16 protein-coding genes and 1 tRNA gene are annotated in these 16,684 nt (G+C 71.7%); 6 read left to right on the plus strand and 11 right to left on the minus strand.

Annotated elements, in window-relative coordinates:
- Window positions 1-84 precede the first annotated feature (84 nt).
- The 6 genes from ACH47Z_RS09320 to ACH47Z_RS09345 form a co-directional block, all read right to left on the minus strand.
- Window positions 85-993, minus strand: coding sequence for a TauD/TfdA dioxygenase family protein (locus ACH47Z_RS09320; RefSeq protein ID WP_399072224.1), 909 nt, complete (start codon window positions 991-993; stop codon window positions 85-87).
- Window positions 994-1,014: 21 nt separating this feature from the next.
- Window positions 1,015-2,349: an LLM class flavin-dependent oxidoreductase gene (locus tag ACH47Z_RS09325; RefSeq protein WP_399072226.1), complete on the minus strand. Its 1,335-nt coding sequence runs from the start codon at window positions 2,347-2,349 to the stop codon at window positions 1,015-1,017.
- Window positions 2,346-3,080, minus strand: coding sequence for an ABC transporter ATP-binding protein (locus ACH47Z_RS09330; RefSeq protein ID WP_399072228.1), 735 nt, complete (start codon window positions 3,078-3,080; stop codon window positions 2,346-2,348). The genes ACH47Z_RS09325 and ACH47Z_RS09330 overlap by 4 nt, the downstream gene beginning before the upstream one ends.
- The gene (locus tag ACH47Z_RS09335; protein WP_399072230.1) at window positions 3,056-3,901 is read right to left on the minus strand and encodes an ABC transporter permease; all 846 of its coding nucleotides are present in this window, start codon (window positions 3,899-3,901) and stop codon (window positions 3,056-3,058) included. Before ACH47Z_RS09335 ends, ACH47Z_RS09330 begins: the two co-directional genes overlap by 25 nt.
- Entirely contained in the window at window positions 3,898-4,941 is a 1,044-nt protein-coding gene (locus ACH47Z_RS09340; protein ID WP_399072232.1) for an ABC transporter substrate-binding protein, read from the minus strand. Before ACH47Z_RS09340 ends, ACH47Z_RS09335 begins: the two co-directional genes overlap by 4 nt.
- 216 nt (window positions 4,942-5,157) lie before the next feature.
- Entirely contained in the window at window positions 5,158-6,357 is a 1,200-nt protein-coding gene (locus tag ACH47Z_RS09345) for an ROK family protein (protein WP_399072234.1), read from the minus strand.
- Window positions 6,358-6,819: 462 nt separating this feature from the next.
- On the opposite strand from ACH47Z_RS09345, the gene ACH47Z_RS09350 reads away from it, so the two are divergent.
- Window positions 6,820-7,404 carry a biotin transporter BioY gene (locus ACH47Z_RS09350; RefSeq protein ID WP_399072236.1) on the plus strand — a complete coding sequence of 195 codons (585 nt, stop codon included), beginning with the start codon at window positions 6,820-6,822 and terminating at the stop codon, window positions 7,402-7,404.
- On the opposite strand, the gene ACH47Z_RS09355 is transcribed toward ACH47Z_RS09350, so the two are convergent.
- Together ACH47Z_RS09355 and ACH47Z_RS09360 are read right to left on the minus strand one after the other, a co-directional pair.
- Window positions 7,388-8,707 carry an FAD-binding oxidoreductase gene (locus tag ACH47Z_RS09355; protein WP_399072237.1) on the minus strand — a complete coding sequence of 440 codons (1,320 nt, stop codon included), beginning with the start codon at window positions 8,705-8,707 and terminating at the stop codon, window positions 7,388-7,390. The two genes, ACH47Z_RS09350 and ACH47Z_RS09355, sit on opposite strands and share 17 nt — an antisense overlap.
- Window positions 8,708-8,796: 89 nt before the next feature.
- Complete coding sequence (locus ACH47Z_RS09360; RefSeq protein WP_399072239.1) at window positions 8,797-10,224, minus strand: amino acid permease; 1,428 nt, start codon at window positions 10,222-10,224, stop codon at window positions 8,797-8,799.
- A gap of 225 nt (window positions 10,225-10,449) precedes the next feature.
- Here ACH47Z_RS09360 and ACH47Z_RS09365 point away from each other — a divergent pair, with 225 nt between their 5' ends.
- Together ACH47Z_RS09365 and ACH47Z_RS09370 are read left to right on the plus strand one after the other, a co-directional pair.
- Entirely contained in the window at window positions 10,450-10,935 is a 486-nt protein-coding gene (locus ACH47Z_RS09365) for a ribose-5-phosphate isomerase (protein ID WP_399072241.1), read from the plus strand.
- A 95-nt stretch (window positions 10,936-11,030) separates the two neighbouring features.
- Window positions 11,031-11,840, plus strand: coding sequence for an Fpg/Nei family DNA glycosylase (locus tag ACH47Z_RS09370; protein WP_399072244.1), 810 nt, complete (start codon window positions 11,031-11,033; stop codon window positions 11,838-11,840).
- A gap of 6 nt (window positions 11,841-11,846) precedes the next feature.
- On the opposite strand, the gene ACH47Z_RS09375 is transcribed toward ACH47Z_RS09370, so the two are convergent.
- Complete coding sequence (locus ACH47Z_RS09375; protein WP_399072246.1) at window positions 11,847-13,094, minus strand: GNAT family N-acetyltransferase; 1,248 nt, start codon at window positions 13,092-13,094, stop codon at window positions 11,847-11,849.
- A 175-nt stretch (window positions 13,095-13,269) separates the two neighbouring features.
- Between ACH47Z_RS09375 and ACH47Z_RS09380 the strand changes: the two genes are divergently transcribed.
- The gene (locus ACH47Z_RS09380; protein ID WP_399072249.1) at window positions 13,270-14,442 is read left to right on the plus strand and encodes a PP2C family protein-serine/threonine phosphatase; all 1,173 of its coding nucleotides are present in this window, start codon (window positions 13,270-13,272) and stop codon (window positions 14,440-14,442) included.
- Window positions 14,443-14,635: 193 nt separating this feature from the next.
- Here the strand turns inward: ACH47Z_RS09380 and ACH47Z_RS09385 are convergent, their stop codons facing one another.
- Window positions 14,636-15,298: a GNAT family N-acetyltransferase gene (locus ACH47Z_RS09385; protein ID WP_399072251.1), complete on the minus strand. Its 663-nt coding sequence runs from the start codon at window positions 15,296-15,298 to the stop codon at window positions 14,636-14,638.
- A 129-nt stretch (window positions 15,299-15,427) separates the two neighbouring features.
- On the opposite strand from ACH47Z_RS09385, the gene ACH47Z_RS09390 reads away from it, so the two are divergent.
- Window positions 15,428-15,913, plus strand: coding sequence for an HD domain-containing protein (locus ACH47Z_RS09390; RefSeq protein WP_399072253.1), 486 nt, complete (start codon window positions 15,428-15,430; stop codon window positions 15,911-15,913).
- Window positions 15,914-16,158: 245 nt separating this feature from the next.
- Window positions 16,159-16,353 (plus strand): hypothetical protein, encoded by a 195-nt coding sequence (locus ACH47Z_RS09395; RefSeq protein WP_399072254.1) that lies wholly within the window; start codon window positions 16,159-16,161, stop codon window positions 16,351-16,353.
- A gap of 88 nt (window positions 16,354-16,441) precedes the next feature.
- On the opposite strand, the gene ACH47Z_RS09400 is transcribed toward ACH47Z_RS09395, so the two are convergent.
- Window positions 16,442-16,512: transfer RNA gene (locus ACH47Z_RS09400), tRNA-Gly, on the minus strand.
- Between the last annotated feature and the right edge of the window lie 172 nt (window positions 16,513-16,684).

Here is a 16,684-nt window from a genome sequence, read left to right on the forward strand (position 1 = left end):
CTCCGCCAGTCTGGGCGGCCCGTCCGCTCAGCGAACGGGCCGCCCACTATCCGGACACTGGTCCTACGCAGGGTGAACCGTCGGTTACGCGGCCGGTTGCGCGGTGGTGAGCACCGGTGTGTAGTGCGAGGCGTCGCCCTCGATCGAGTAGCTCTCCTTGTCCTCGATGCCGACCGGTACGTCACCCGCGACGGTCACCCGGTGCAGCCGGCGCGGCAGGCCGTCGTAGTTGTCGATGGCGTAGTGCTGGGTGATCCGGTTGTCGAAGAGCACCAGCTCGTTCTCCGCCCAGCGGTGGCGCAGAACGTTCTCCGGGCGGGTGACGTACGCCTGGAGCAGGTCCAGGAGCTTGCGGGACTCGTTGGCGGACAGGCCCACGATCCGCTGCGCGAACCCGCCGATGAACAGGCCGCGTTCGCCGGTCAGCGGGTGGACGCGGACCACCGGGTGGGCGGTGCGGTACGTGATGGAGGTGAACTGGGCCCGCTGGGCGGCCCGTTCCGTGTCGATCTCCTCGTCCGGCACGGCGTAGTCGTAGTCGTTGGTGTGCTCGGCCCACAGGGTGTCGGCGAAGCGGCGCAGCGGCTCGGGCAGATCACGGTAGGCGGCCGCCGCGTTGGCGATCAGGGTCTCGCCGCCGTACGGCGGGATCGTGAGCGAGCGCAGGGTGCTGGCCTGCGGCGGGTTGAGGACGAAGGTGACGTCGGTGTGCCAGTGGTTGGCCCGGCCCCGCTCGCTGTCGACGGGCAGCACGTTCGGGGCGCCGTCGACCGCGCCGACCGTCGGGTGGGCGGTGGTCAGGTCGCCGAGGTGCCGGGCGAAGGCCTGCTGGCCGGCGTCGTCCAGGCCGTCGGCGGCGAAGACGAGCGCCTTGTGCACGTTGAGGGCCTCGCGGATCGCGGCGACCTCCTCCGGGGCGAGCGGCCGGGTGATGTCGACGCCGGTGACGCGGGCGCCGATGCGGGCGGTGACCTTGGTGATCTCGATGGACATGGCGGTTCCTTTCGGACGCGGTCAGACGAGGGCTGCGGTGTGCTGGTTGGCGGGGCGGGGCAGGCCGTAGCGCTCCCGGAGGGTCTGGTGGGGGCCGTACTCCTCGCGGAACAGGCCGCGGGCGCGCAGCAGCGGGACGACGTGCTCGACGAAGGCGTCCAGGCCGGAGGGCAGCACGGCGGGCATGATGTTGAAGCCGTCGGCGGCGCCCCGGGTGAACCAGGTCTCGATCTGGTCGGCGACCTGCTCGGGCGTCCCGGCGAAGGTGAGGTGGCCGCGCCCGCCGCCGAGCCGGCCGATCAGCTGCCGCACGGTGAGCCGCTCGCGCCGGGCCAGCTCGACCACGAGCGTGTAGCGGCTCTTGGCGCCCTCGACGGCGGACTCGGGCGGCAGGTCGGCGGGAAGTTCCGAGCCCAACTCCAGTGTTCCGGGCGGGAGTTGCAACAGGCTCTCCAGGCGGACCACCCCGTGGTCGTACACGATGTGGTTCTCCAGCAGCCGCTCCGCCGCCCGTGCCTCCGCCTCCGTGGAGCCCAGTACGGGCACGATCCCGGGCAGCACCTTGATGTGCTCGGGGTTCCGTCCCGCCTGCGCGGTGCGCGACTTGAGGTCGGCGTAGAAGGCCTGCGCGTCGGCGAGGGTCTGCTGGGCGGTGAAGACCGCCTCCGCGTAACGGGCGGCGAAGGCCCTGCCGTCCTCGCTCGAGCCCGCCTGTACGAGAAGCGGGTAGCCCTGGGGGGTACGGGGGACGTTGAGGGCGCCCGCGACGCTGAAGTACGGGCCCCGGTGCCGGGGCGGGTGGATCTTGCTGTCGTCGCCCCAGACGCCGGCCGCCTTGTCGGCGACGATCGCGTCGTCCTCCCAGCTGTCCCACAGCTTCAGCGCCACGTCGAGGAAGTCGGCCGCGCGGGCGTAGCGCTCGGCGTGCGGGGGCTCTTCGCTGAGCCCGAAGTTCCGGGCGGCCTCGGCTCCCGCCGTGGTGACGATGTTCCAGCCGGCCCGGCCGCCGCTGATGATGTCCAGGGAGGCGAACGTGCGGGCCAGGTTGTAGGGGGAGTTGTAGGAGGTGGAGGCGGTGGCGATCAGCCCGATGCGCTCCGTCGCCGTCGCCAGCGCGGTCAGCAGGGTGAGCGGTTCCAGGGCGCCGGCCGGCCGCTGGGCCAGGTTGCCCCACAGCTGGGGGCCGTCGGCGAGGAAGAGGGAGTCGAAGGTGCCGCGCTCGGCGATCCGGGCGAGCCGCACGTAATGCCTCAGGTCGACATGGGCGTACGGATCACTCTCCGGGAGCCGCCACGACGCCTCGTGGTGGCCGGTGTTCATCAGGAACGCGTTCAGATGGAGTCTTCTCTGTGTCACCGGTGATCCTCCGTGACGCCCAGGGCGGCCAGCAGCCGCTCGCGGTACTCGCCCAGGACCGGCTCCCGGTAGGAGCGCGGGTGGGGGCGGTCGATGGTCAGGTCGAGGCCGATCCGGCCCTGGTCCAGGACGAGGACCCGGTCGGCGAGCACGATCGCCTCGTCCACGTCGTGGGTGACCAGCAGCACGGACGGCCGGTGGCGTGTCCACAGGTCGCGCAGCAGGTGGTGCATCCTGATCCGGGTGAGCGCGTCCAGCGCCCCGAACGGCTCGTCCGCCAGCAGGAGTTCGGGCTGCCGGACCAGGGAGCGGGCGAGCGCGGCCCGCTGGGCCTCGCCGCCGGACAGCTCGCCCGGCCAGGCCCGCTCCCTGCCCTCCAGGCCGACCTCCGCGAGAGCGGCCCGGCCGCGCTCGACGGCGCCCTTGCCGTCCGTGCCCAGCAGGACGTTGTCCAGCACCCGGCGCCAGGGCAGCAGCCGGGAGTCCTGGAAGACCACCGACACCCGCTCCGGTGCGGTGATCCGACCGCCGCCCGCCACCCCGTGGTCGAGCCCGGCGATCGCCCGCAGCAAGGTGCTCTTGCCCGAGCCGCTGTGCCCGAGCAGGGCCGTGAACTGGCCGGCGGGCAGATCGAGGTCGATGCCGTCGAGGACCGTACGGCCGTCGAACGACCGGGTCAGGCCCCGCAGCCGTACGGCCGGCCACGTCAGCTGCTCAGTGTGCGGCGCCATGACAGCACCCTCCGTTCGATCAGACGGACCGCGCTGTCGGAGACCAGGCCGAAGACGCCGTAGATCAGCAGGCCGACCAGGATCACGTCGGTCTGGCCGTAGTTCTGCGCCTGGAACATCAGGTAGCCGAGGCCGCTGGTGGCGTTGATCTGCTCCAGCACCACCAGACCCAGCCAGGAGCCGGTCACCCCGAGCCGGAGTCCCACGAAGAATCCGGGCAGCGCGCCGGGGATCACCACCTGCCGGACGAAGGCGAGCCGCGTGAGGCCCTGTACCTCGGCGAGTTCGACGTAGCGGCTGTCGATGCCGGACAGCGCCGCATGGGTGTTCAGATACACCGGGACGTAGACGACGATCGCGATGATCGCGACCTTGAACGTCTCCCCGATGCCCAGCCAGAGGATGAACAGCGGGATCAGGCCGAGGGTCGGGATCGCCCGGTTGAGCTGCACGGTCCCGTCGATCAGCGCTTCCCCGGTCCGGCTGAGCCCGGCGGCGAGCGCGAGCAGGACGCCGCCGGCGAGGCCGATCGCGAAGCCGTATCCGGCCCGCTTCAGGGAGGTCAGGATGTCGGTGGACAGGGTGCCGTCGGTCCACAGATGACCGGCCGTGCGCAGCACCGTCCAGGGCGCCGGTACGGCACCTGTGTCGAGGGTGCCCGCGGCCGAGGCGGCGGCCCACAGGGCGAGGACGACGAGGGGGCCGATCAGCCGGGCGGCGGGCAGCCTGCGGCCGGGGGAGAGCCGGCGGCGCCGGCGGACCTGGGGACGTTCCGCGCCGGTCGTCGCCGCGGTGGCCGTCGTCGTGGTCATGGCGGTCATTTCCGGTACTCCTCGGGTACGGCCCGGGCGGCGATCGCCTCGAAGCGGTGGTCGAAGAGCGAGGAGACGTCGAACTTCTTCACGAAGCCGCCCTCGGCGAGCAGATCGGCGGTCTCCTGCTCCCACGTGATCGCCTCGTCCCAGCTCGGCGGGAACAGCGGCTTGTTGGCGAGCTTCGTGATGCCCTGGGCCTGTTCCAGCGTCAGGTTCTGGGTCTTGACGTAGAACTCCTCGTTCCAGGCGTCCGGGTGCTCGTACTGCCACACCAGGCCCTGGGCCCACTGCGGGATGTAGGCGGCGATCGCGGCGGCCTTCGCGGGGTCGTTCAGCACGGACTGCGGCGCCCACAGCAGGTTGAGCAGGTCGACGACGTCCGTGGGGATGGTGCGGGCGCCCTTCGCCTGGTACTGCTTCAGATACGCGGGGGCCTGACTGATGGCGAGCGGGGCCACGTCGACCTGCCCGGACTGAAGCGCCGTGAAGAACTGGTTGCTGGTCAGCGGCACCAGCTTCACCTCGTCGTACGACAGACCCGCCCGCTTCAGCGCCCGCAGCAGAACGACACCCTGCGCCTGGCCCTGCGAGAAGGCGAGTCTCCTGCCCTTGAAATCGGCGGTCGTGCGGATGTCGCTGCCGGGCTTGGTGGCGAAGAGGTAGTTGGGCTTGCGGGTGAGGTCGATCGCCACGATCTTCGCGGCGAACCCCTGGTAGTGCGCCTGGATCGGCGGGATGCCCGCGTTGTTGGAGAGGTCCAGGGACTTGGCGCGGAAGGCGTTGATGACGTCCGGGCCCGCCCCGATGTTCAGCCAACTCGACACGGTGAACGGCAGCCTGGGCAGCTTCGCCAGCCTGAACTGCAGCTGTTGCTGGCCCAGGTAGGAGGCGATCTTCAGGCTGGTGTTCGCCGGGACCTTGTCGGCGAGCGGCTTGGTGGCGGCGCCGGCCGCGTCGGCGGAGGCGTCCCCCTTGGCGCAGCCGCTGAGGCCCGCCACGGCGGCGGACGCGCCCAGCAGAGAGGTGAGAAAGACACGACGGTGCATACGAGTACTCCCCGGAAGGAAGGAGGAAAGACAGGCGGGAAGGCAGGAGGAATTCCGGAGCGGGAAGCCGGAAGAAAAAGAGAAGACGGAGCCGGAAACGCGCGCTTCACGCGCGGCAACGTGTCAGCAACAAAGGGTGCGACAGCTCATAAGCGGGCTCATGACCAGCATGTTCCGGCCATCCATCGAGCCATGTCAACATTCCGAGTTTCTGAATTAAATACCCTCAGGTGAGGCACTCAGCGGGTCCCGGAACAGCACGTCGAGAACCACCGATCCGCCCGCGACCGCCAGCACGGAATCCGGGAAACTGGTCGGCAGTACGGCTGCCGCACGGCGTATCCCGACCGCTTCCCGCAGCGCGCTCAGGCAGTCCTCGACATGGATCACGCCCACCTCCGTCACCACGACGGTCTCAGGATTGAGCACGTCCAGCAGCAGCCCGGCCGCCCGCCCGGTCGTGCGGGCCCGCTCCACCAGCAGCCGTCGGGCCGCCGCGTCCCCGGCCGTCGCCGCGGCCACCACGCGCATCGGATTGGCCGAGCCGGTCACCCCGGCCGCGCGGGCCCGCCGGCACAGCGTCCGCTCGCTCAGCTCCACCTGCAGGCAGCCGGTGCGGCCGCACGGGCAGGGTTCGGTGCCGCCCGGCACGGGCAGATGGGCGATCGCCCCGGCCGCCGAACGCGGTCCGTGGTGCACCTCGTCGTGGGTGGCGAAGGCCGCGTCGACCACGTTGCCCACGAACAGATGCAGCACGCTCCGGCTGCCCCGGGCCCGCCCGAACAGCCGCTCCCCGTTCACCAGCGCCCGCGCGTGTCCGTCCACATGGACCGGCAGACCGGTGCGGGCGCCGAGCAGCTCCCGCACCGGCACCTCGCGCCAGCCCAGCAGCTCGTGCTCGACCACGCTGCCCGTCTCCCGGTCCACCCAGCCGCCGACCGCCACCCCGACCCCCAGCGGCCGGCGGCCCGGTGTTGCGGCGAGCAACCCCGCGAGCCCCTCGGCGGCGCGCGCCAGCACCCAGCCGGGATCGGTCCGTTCGTGCTTCAGCTCGCGCCGGGCCACCACCCGGCCGCGCAGATCCAGCAGCGCGACCGTGGTGTACGGCACGGCCACATGCACCCCGCCGACCAGGAACCCCGTGTCGTCCAGATCGACGGGGACATGCGGCCGCCCGACCCCGTTCGAGCGGCGCGGCGCGGTGGATTCCCGGATCAGGCCGAGACCGGTGAGCCGGGCGCAGTGCTCGGTCACCGACGCGGGTGACAGCCCGGTCAGCCGGGCGATGGTGCTGCGCGCCACCGGTCCGTGCTCCAGCACGGACCGCAGCACGGCACTGGCGCTGGTGCGCCGCCGGTCGCTGTCGGTGGCACGCGGAACGGGCGAGGCAAGGATGGATGCCGCGGTACGGGGCATGGAGAACCGTCCTCGGGAACGGGGCCGACACGTCTCGGAGTTCGATGGGCTCGATCGAAGAGGCGTGCCGAGCGGTGCGCCCCTACCCGGGGCGGCGACAGGTGGCCGTGCCCTGGCGTCGCAGGTCGACATAGCGACGCGACGTGAAGTACCGGGCCTGGGCAACCATGCGTTCGAAGCTAGCAAAAGGCCTCCGCGCTGCCCAGAAGGCGACCGACGGGCGAGACGGACCCGGCGGGCATTGGCGGGAACCTACAGACGCGCCGTCAGGCGACGAGGTACCGCAGGCCACTCCACCTCAGTGACCGGTATCACGTCGTACCGGGTGTAACCCACACCCTTTGTGCGGAGCCCACCAAACCCTGGCTCGAGCCTTTGTCGACCGGTGACGGTGATCGACGCGAGCGGCGCGGTATAGCGTCACGGTGTCCCGACGTGTCCACACCACCCCGCGGAGTCCCCATGAGCACCGCCACCGCCACCGCTCGCCCCGGCGCAGTCCTCGCCGACCTGCTCCCCGCGTCCCGCGTCCGCGACGCGGCCCTCGTCCTCGGCGGCGCCGTGCTCACCGGCATCGCGGCCCAGGTGGCGATCCCGGTGCCCCACTCCCCGGTGCCGGTGACCGGCCAGACCTTCGCCGCGCTGCTCGTCGGCACCACCCTCGGTGCGCGCCGCGGCTTCCTCTCCCTCGCCCTGTACGCGCTCGCCGGCGTGGCCGGTGTGCCGTGGTTCGCCGACGGCGCCTCCGGTGCCGGCATGGTCTCCTTCGGTTACATCATCGGCATGCTGCTCGCCTCGGCGGCCGTCGGTGCCCTGGCCCGGCGCGGCGCCGACCGCTCCCCGTGGCGCACGGCGGGCGCGATGATCCTCGGCGAGGCGATCATCTACGCGGTCGGCGTGCCCTACCTGGCCCTGGCGGCCCACCTCTCCCTCTCCCAGGCCGTCGCCGCCGGCCTCACCCCGTACCTGATCGGCGACGCCCTCAAGGCCGCCCTGGCGATGGGCGCGCTGCCCACCGCCTGGAAGCTGGTCAACCGGCAGCGCTGACGCCGTAGTTCCTGCGGAAGAGGTTCGCCGGGTCGTACGCCTCCTTGACCCGGGCGAGCCTCTTCGCCGTATCGGGGTCGTACAGCCCCGCACTCCGGTCGCCCGCCCCGAACGCGAAGTTGAGCGACCGCCCGAGGGCGTCCTCGGCCAGCAGCGCGAACGCCGGGTCCAGTACGGCCCGCGCCCGCTCCCGCTCCCCGACGGTCAACAGCCGTACCAGGAACCGCCCGTCACGCCACGGCACCGCGTTCGGTGCCGGCCGGGCGAGCGCCCCGCCCAGGTGATTGATCTGGAGCACGCACATCGCGGGCGCCTCCGGCCCGGTCGCCCGCAGCAGCTGCCCGGCCCGCTCGAGGTCCAGCTCCCGCAGCACCGCGCTGTCGCCGTAGTAGGCGTGCGGGAAGTCCGGGTCGCTGTGGATGGTGTGGCTCTCGGCGTACGGCATCTCGCGCAGCGAGTCCGACAGCACCGGCCCGATCTCCCGCAGCGGGGCGACCAGCGCGTCGCCGTCGGCGCCCGTGTGGGCGACCCGGATGGAGACGACGTACGTACCGCGCAGCGGCGGGGGCAGCGCGGGCTGGTCCGGGTACGGTACGGCGGCGAAGGACGAGGTCAGCCCGTCCGGCACGGTCCGCGTCCAGGCCTCGTACGCCCGCAGTACGGCCGCCGGGTCCACCGCGCGCCCGTCGAAGGCGAGCGAGCCGCCGTACAGCGTGCGCACCGGGACGAGTCCGATCTCCAGCTCGGTGACGACACCGAGGGTGTGTCCCGCGCCGAGCAGCGCCCAGTACAGCTCGGGGTCGGAGTCCGGGCCGACCCGGCGCGGTTCGCCGTCGGCCGTGACGACCTCCAGCCACCGCACATGGTCGGCCGCGTACCCGAACTCCCGTGCCAGGATGCCGAGTCCGCCGCCCAGGGTGTACGACACCGCGCCCACACCCGGCGCCGAGCCGTTCAGCGGCGCCAGCCCGTACGGCTCGGCGGCCGCGGCCACCTGCCCCCAGCGCGCCCCGGCCCGCACCCGGACGGTACGGGCCCCGGGGTCGACGCCGACGCCGTCCATCCGCCGGGTGCTGATGAGCAGCCCGCCCTCGTAGCCGCCGGGCAGCCCGTGCCCGCTCGCCTGCACCCCGACCGGCAGCCCTTCGGTGGCCGCGTGGCGTACGGCGGTCACCACCTCGGCCGTCGAGCGGACGGGCGCGACCAGCGCGGGCCGCTGGGTGAAACCGAGCTGGAAGCCGGCGAGTTCGTCGTCGTAGCCCCGGTCGCCAGGGCGGAGGAAGGCATCGGTGACGTTGGTCATGGGACGCAGTATGGCCGCACAACCCGACACGTACGGTCGGATTGTGCGGCCATATACCGATGTTCGGTACCGGTGTCCGCTGCGTCGCGTCAGCCGGTGGTGACCTTCTCGGCCGCCTCGACGGCGGGCACGGTCGCCGCACGGCCCGACTCGACCTTCTGCTTCACCAGGGCGATCACGACCACGACCGCCGCCACCCCGACCGACAGCAGCACGGTCGTACGGCCGCTGCTCTCGCCCTTCGTGTCGGTCAGCATGTAGCCGAGGACGAAGACGATGAAGGCGGCCGTGATCCAGGTCAGGTACGGGTACAGCCACATCTTCACGACGAGCTTCTCCGGCGCCTCCCGCTGGATGATCTTGCGCATCCGCAGCTGTGAGAAGCAGATGACCAGCCACACGAACAGGGCAACCGCGCCGGAGGAGTTGACGAGGAAGAGGAAGACGGTGTTCGGGTAGGCGTAGTTGAAGAAGACCGCCACGAAGCCGAAGACGACCGACGCCAGGATCGCCGCCATCGGCACACCCCGGGAGGTGGTACGGGCGAACACCTTCGGGGCGTCACCGCGCTGGCCGAGCGAGAAGGCCATACGGGAGGCCGTGTAGAGACCGGAGTTGAGACAGGACAGCACCGACGTCAGCACGATCACGTTCATGATCTCGCCGGCGTGCGCGATGCCGAGGGAGTCCAGGGCGGCGACGTACGAGCCCTCCTTCTTGATGGAGGGGTCGTTCCACGGCAGCAGCGAGACCACGACGAGGATCGAGCCGAGGTAGAAGACGCCGATCCGCCAGATGATGCTGTTGGTGGACTTGGTGACCGCGCGCTGCGGGTCCTCCGACTCGCCGGCCGCCAGGGTCGCGATCTCGCTGCCCATGAAGGAGAAGACGACGAGCAGCACACCGGTGAGGATGGTGCCGGGTCCGTGCGGCAGGAAGCCGCCGTGGTCGGTCAGGTTGCCGAAGGACGCCTTGTCGGCGTGCACGCCCGGCAGGACGCCGAACACCGCGAGCAGACCGATGACGATGAACGCGCCGATCGCCACGACCTTGATGCCGGCGAACCAGAACTCGAACTCGCCGTAGGAGCCGACGGAGACCAGGTTGGTCGCGGTCAGCACGCTCATCACGATGAGCGCCCAGGCCCACTGGGGCACGGACGGCACCCAGCCGTGGAGGATCCCGGCGCCGGCGGTGGCCTCGACGGCCAGCACGACGACCCAGAAGAACCAGTAGAGCCAGCCGATGGAGAACCCGGCCCAGCGGCCGAGCGCGCGGTCGGCGTGCGCGGAGAAGGAGCCGGAGGCGGGGTTGGCGGCCGACATCTCGCCCAGCATCCGCATCACGAGGACGACGAGGGTGCCGACGAGCGCGTACGACAGGAGGATGCCCGGTCCCGCGGTGGCGATACCGGAACTGGAGCCGACGAACAGACCGGCGCCGATCACACCACCGATCGCGATCATCGACAGATGGCGGTTCTTGAGTCCTGCTTGGAGGCCCGAACCAGGGGTCATGGACGGTTTCCTTTACGCCAGGTGGAGCGGCTCGCACGAGCGGTGTACGAGTCGGTCCAGTGAAACGGAGGCGAACGGATTGCGGAACCTCCGAAACGGGATCGTTACTTGAGGTTTCCTTGAGGTTCTATGGTTTCACTCACATTTTCCGAGGCCTGGCGGTCCGTCGGTCCGGCGTCGCTACCCGAGGCTGCTGCCCCGGATCGGCCGTGTCACACTCATGGCATGCGCGTGTATCTCGGCTCCGACCATGCGGGCTACGAACTCAAGAACCACCTCGTCGAGTGGCTCAAGGAGGCGGGCCACGAGCCCGTCGACTGCGGGCCGCACATCTACGACGCCCAGGACGACTACCCGCCCTTCTGCCTCCGCGCGGCGGAGCGTACGGCCGCGGACCCCGAGTCCCTCGGCATCGTGATCGGCGGCTCCGGCAACGGGGAGCAGATCGCCGCGAACAAGGTCAAGGGCGTGCGGGCGGCGCTGGCCTGGAGCGAGGAGACCGCGTCGCTGGGCCGCCAGCACAACAACGCCAACGTGGTGGCGGTGGGCGCGCGCATGCACACGCAGGAGGAGGCGACGAAGTTCATCGAGACCTTCCTCAACACCCCCTTCTCGGGTGACGAGCGCCACATCCGCCGCATCGACATGCTGTCGGCCTACGAGACGACAGGCGACCTCCCCCCGATCCCGGCCCACCACCCGCAGCAGTAGCCGCCCGGGGCTCCGCCCCGGACCCCCGCCTTCGCCCACCCCTCCACCGGACCCGGTGGGCGGGTGGGCAGACGTAGTGAAAGGACAGCCCAGCCTTGCCGGAAGGGCACACCATTCATCGGCTGGCCCAGGACTACGCCGAGCGCTTCCGGGGCACCGCCCCGCGGGTGACCAGCCCCCAGGGCAAGTTCTCCGACGCCGCCGCCCTGCTGGACCGTGCCGAGCTGACGGCCACCGAGGCCCACGGCAAGCACCTCTTCCTGCGCTTCCGGGACACCGACTGGGTCCACATCCACCTCGGCCTCTTCGGCAAGGTCGGCTTCGGCGGCACCCCCGCGCCCCCGCCGACCGACACCGTCCGGCTCCGGCTCGTCAACGACGCCGCCCACGTCGACCTGCGCGGCCCCACCACCTGTGCACTGATCACGGACGACGAGAAGCGCGCCGTACACGACCGCCTCGGCCCCGACCCGCTGCGCGAGGACGCCGAGCCGAGCGCGGCGTACCGCCGTGTCTCCCGCAGCCGTACGACGATCGCCGCCCTGCTGATGGACCAGAAGATCGTCGCCGGCGTCGGCAACGTCTACCGCGCCGAGGTCCTCTTCCGGCACGGCATCGACCCATACCGGGCGGGCAAGGACATCACCTCGGCCGAGTGGGACGCCCTCTGGGCCGACCTCGTCGCGCTGATGCGCGAAGGGGTCCGGAACAACCGCATCGACACCGTCCGGGCCGAGCACACTCCGGAGGCGATGGGGCGCCCGCCGCGCGTGGACGACCACGGCGGCGAGGTGTACGTCTACCGCCGCGCCACCCAGCCCTGCCACATCTGCGGCGACGAGATCCGCACCGCCGACCTCGCCGCCCGCAACCTCTTCTGGTGCCCCACCTGCCAGAAGCGCTGAGCGCTTTCAGAAGCCGTGCGGCAGCCACGGCGGCACCGGTGAGCCGAACGCCACCGACGTCTCCGTGAGCGTCCCCGCCCGCAGCTCCCGTACCCGCCCGGCCGCCGCGAGCGACAGCAGGCTCACGCCGCCCAGATAGGCCGCCCCCAACTCCCGTACCGACAGCGCGAGATCGGCCGGGTCCGTCGTCCGCTCGCAGGACGCGCCCTTCGTGTCGCCCGTGAGCCGCCAACGGCCCGTGTTCCAGGGACAGAAGGCGTCCTCGACCTCGAACACGACGTCCACGGGCGTCTGATAGGTGCGGGCCGACAGGGCCGTACCCACGTCGACCAGGCGGACGTGACCCGAGTCCCGCAGGCGGGTGCCGCAGCGGCGGATGTCGTTCACCAGGTACTGCCAGGCGTCGTCCACCGGGCGCCTGCGCACGCTCAGCGTCGACATCAGGTCGATGCCGAACAGGAAGCGCCACAGCGCCGCGTCCGTCGCGGGGTCCAGCGCGGCCAGGTCCTCCAGCGTCACCGTGCCGTCGTGCCCGCTGGGCCCCCAGCCGAGCTTGGTGCGGTAGCGGGCGTACCCGGTCACCCGCCCGTCCCGCTCCGCGACCACGCACCGCAGCGCCGACGCGCCCTCCCGCTCGCTCTCCGGGTCCAGCAGACCCTGCCGCTCCCAGCCGGGCTGCCGGGCCAGCATCCCGGGGCGGCCCGGCACCAGGGCCGCGTACACCGCCTCGCACGCGTCGAGGACGTCGGCGGGCTCCGCGTACCGCACCCGCACGTCCTCCGTGCCGGCCGGCAGCGTGAGCGAGACCCGGCTCGTGTCGATCTCGGCCGACAGCTGGAAGGCCGCCGCACCGTAGCCGAAGCGGCCGTAGATGGCCGGCTCGGACGCGAACAGCACCGCCAGCGGCTCACCCAGCGCGCGGACGTCGTCCAGCTGCCGGCGCATCATCGAGGTCAGCACCCCGCGCCGGCGGTGGGTGGCCGCCACGCTCACCATGGTCACGCCGGCCGCCGGGACCCCGGCCCCGCCCGGCACGGTCATCCGGAAGCTGAACGCCCCGGCCGTCCCGACGATCTCGTCCCCGTCCCGGGCGGCCAGCGAGCGGTCGAACTCCGTGAGGGAGCGGTCCAGTTCGCGTTCATCGGCCGCGGCGACCCCGCCGAAGGCCCGGACCAGCCCGTCCCACCAGCGGTCGAAGTCCTCCGGCCGCAGCACCGTCAACTCGGTTACGCGATCAGTCTGCTCTGTCCCCATGGGCCATGCCTATCAAGGCGGTACGGGACGAGCCAGTGAATTTGTCCGGGGCGGCAACGCGGCGGCCGCTCGTGCCGTTCACTGTGAGGACCACCTGAGAAGTGGAGCCCCGCAGGGGGGACAAGTGGGACCTCCCGTGCCAAGCAGCCGGTCCGATGGATAGGGTCCCGAACTAATGGCAGCAGGACGAGAGCGGCGCGCGAAGGCCGAGACGTTCACGGCCCGGTGGAAGATGCAGTGGCACCGGGTCCGCACCGGCCTGCGCAAAAGCGCCGTGGACTACTTCCGCGGCGACGGCTCCGACTGGATCGCCTTCGCCGGACTGCTGCTGACCATCCCGGTCCTCATGGCCATGACCCTGGCCGACTCGGTGTGGTGCTCACCGGCCACCCTGGTGCTGCCGATCATCGCCGGCGGCCTGCTGCTGCGCCCGTCGAGCCTGCTCGGGCTGTACGCGGCCGGGGCCACGGCACTGATCGTGGAGTCGGTACGGCTCGGCCCGTACACGGAAGGGCCGTCGCGCGTGACCCCCGGCGTGGTCCTGGTCGTGGCGGCCTGCGGTTTCTTCGGTCTGCTCACGGCCCAGTTCCGCAGCCGGGTCGGCGTGCCCTGGCGGCGCGGCGGCACCATGCTGTTCGACCTGCGCGAGCGGATCCGGGTGCAGAGCAAGCTGCCGAAGCTGCCGCAGGGCTGGCACCACGAGATGGCGCTGCGGCCGGCCGGCGGCCAGTCCTTCTCCGGCGACTTCGTGGTGGCCGCGAGGACGAACGGCGGACGCACGCTGGAGGTGGTCCTCACGGACGTCTCCGGCAAGGGCATGGACGCGGGCTCCCGCGCCCTGCTCCTGTCGGGCGCCTTCGGCGGCCTGCTCGGCTCCCTGCCCCCGCACGCCTTCCTCCCCGCCGCGAACGGCTACCTCATCCGCCAGGACTGGGACGAGGGCTTCGCGACCTCCATCCACCTCGTCCTGGACCTCGACTCCGGGGACTACGAGCTGTACACCGCCGGCCACCCGCCAGGCCTCCAGCTCTCGGCCGGCAGCGGCCGCTGGGAGGAGAAGGCCGCCGACGGCCCGCTGCTCGGGGTGTACGACGGTGCCCAGTTCGACCCCGTGAAGGGTTCGCTGCGCCCGGGTGACGTCCTGATGCTCTTCACGGACGGCCTGGTGGAGACCTCCGACCGGGACATCGTCGAGGGCATGGACCGCCTCACCGGCGAGGCCGACCGCTATGTCGCCGGCGGCTTCCACGGCGCCGCCTGGCACCTGATCGAGGCGGTGGCCAGGGACGTCAACGACGACCGGGCCCTCCTCCTGATCTGCCGCCAGTCGACAGCCTCGGCGCGCTGAGCAGCCTTCGGCCGGTGCCTCCGGCTCGCTGGCTGCCTTCGGCCGGTGGCCCTGGGCTTGCTGGGCCGCCCGCGGCCGGTGCCTTGGGCCGTTGGCCGCCTACGGCTGGCGTCCTTGGCCCGCTGGCCGCCTCAGCCGGCGTTCATGGCCCGCTGAGCCACCCGCAGCCTGTGCCCCTGCTCGCGAGCCGCCCTCAGTCGGTGCCCCCCTCCGGTGTCCGCAGGGCGGCGGCACTCAGCGGAGCGAGTACCCGCCAGCCCACGCTCTCGTACAGGGCCCGGCCTTCCGCGGTGGCGCCCAGTACGGCGGCCCTTGCCCCCTGCTGGGCCCCGGTCCTGGCGAGCGTCCTCATCACCACGCGTCCGAGTCCCCGCCGCTGGTGGGCGGGGTCGGTCTCCACCTGGTCGACGGCCGCGGTGGTCCCGGTGACGGCGATCTGGCCACGCGCCGCGAAGCCCCCGTCGGCGGCCCGCACCAGCACCCGGGTGACCCCGCCCCGGTGCCAGCTGCTCAGCCGGTAACCGTCGGGAAGCACGGGCGCGGCCCCGACGTGACCGAGGGAGACGGCCATGAGGGAGTCGTGACCGTCCAGCAGCCCCCAGCCGGGCGGCAGCCACGCCTCCAGAACCGGCGCCGGTACGAACACCTTCAGCGCGACACCGCCGGGGCTGCTCTCGGCCAGCCGCCGCACGGTCGCCTCGTCGGCGGAGGTCAGGACATGCCGGGCGACCTCCCTGGAATGCCCGACGTCAACGGTGAATCCCCAGGATCGGTCCGACGGTTCGGCAGCCCCGCGGGATACGACCCACCCGTGGACCCAGGCCCGTACGGCGTCCTCGGTGCTCTCGAAAGGCACAGCAACCCCCAGTCAATGTAATAAGTGCATGCCGCGAGTGATTATTACGCAGATCGGCCTGGAGGTGCTGGTGCCCGGCCTCCCGGCCCACGCGGCCCCGCGTCGCCAGGCACGGGAGACACTGGGGCGATGACACAGCCCACGCCCGACTCCACGCCTCTGCTCACGCTCGCCGAGGTCGAGGCCCTCGCCCGCGCCGCCCACGAGGGCCAGACCGACAAGGCGGGGCGGCCGTACGCCGAGCACCTCGCCGCCGTCGCCGCGGGCGTGCGTGCCCGTGGCGGCGACGCCGAGCAGATCGCGGCGGCCTGGCTGCACGACGCCGTGGAGGACGACGCGCTCACCCGGGAGTGGCTGGCCGCCGCCGCCCTGACCCCCCGCACCAAGGCCATCGTGGACGCCCTCACCAAGCGGACGGGGGAGGAGCCGGCGGCGTACGCCCGGCGCATCCTCGCCACCCCGGGCGCCCGGCTGGTGAAGGAGGCCGACCTCGCGCACAACGCCGACCCGCGGCGGCTGGCGGTCCTGAACGAGCCGACCCGGAAACGACTGACCGAGAAGTACGCCGGAATGCGCGCACTTCTCGGCCTCGGCCAAGGTGAGCCAGGAACGTAAGGCGTTTGGGACCGGAAACGAACTGGCGCAATTCCATGGAAAATCACCCACCGGCCCGGCCGAACTACCGCACGGAGCGCCGCCGGAGCCGGTTCCGTGCCCTACGGCGTACCCCTGACGTATCCCCGACGTTGCGTCACGGGCCGCATGAGGCGGCCGGGTTGGTGGCACGATGGTTCTGGCGGGGGGTGCGCGGACCGTACCTCCGGGCCGGGAGAGCGGACCGACCTAGGGTGTGATCAGTTGTGGCCATTTCACTGTCTGTGGTGCTGCTGTTGGCGATCATCCTGGTGGTCCTGATCCGGGGGGGCAACATCAAGGCGGGCCCGGCCATCGTCGCCGTCCTCTTCGGCTTCTTCCTCGCCTCGACCGGCATGGCCCCCTCGATCACCCGCTTCCTGGACTCGATAGCCCATTCCATCGACTCGATCAAGTTCTGACCCGGCGAAGACGGCGGCCTGCGGACACGCCGGAGGCCCGGCGCCGCCGAAGCGGAGGCCGGGCCTCTGGAGGGATCTGATCGATCAGAGCGGGCGACGGGAATCGAACCCGCGTAGCTAGTTTGGAAGACTAGGGCTCTACCATTGAGCTACGCCCGCAGGAGCGCGCCGCAGGTCGGTGACCGCGGCACTGGAGGCATCGTAGCGGGTCGCCCCGCGCCGAGGCCAACGAGTTCGTCCCGGGAGTCGCGCGCGAGCCCGCACGCGCCGCCGGAAAGAAGGCGTAGGCGGAAGGCGCGGGAAGAATCCGGCCGCCGCGAACGCCCCGGGC

The sequence above is a fragment of the Streptomyces sp. NPDC020192 genome (genome assembly GCF_044388685.1).
Classification (GTDB): Bacteria; Actinomycetota; Actinomycetes; order Streptomycetales; family Streptomycetaceae; genus Streptomyces.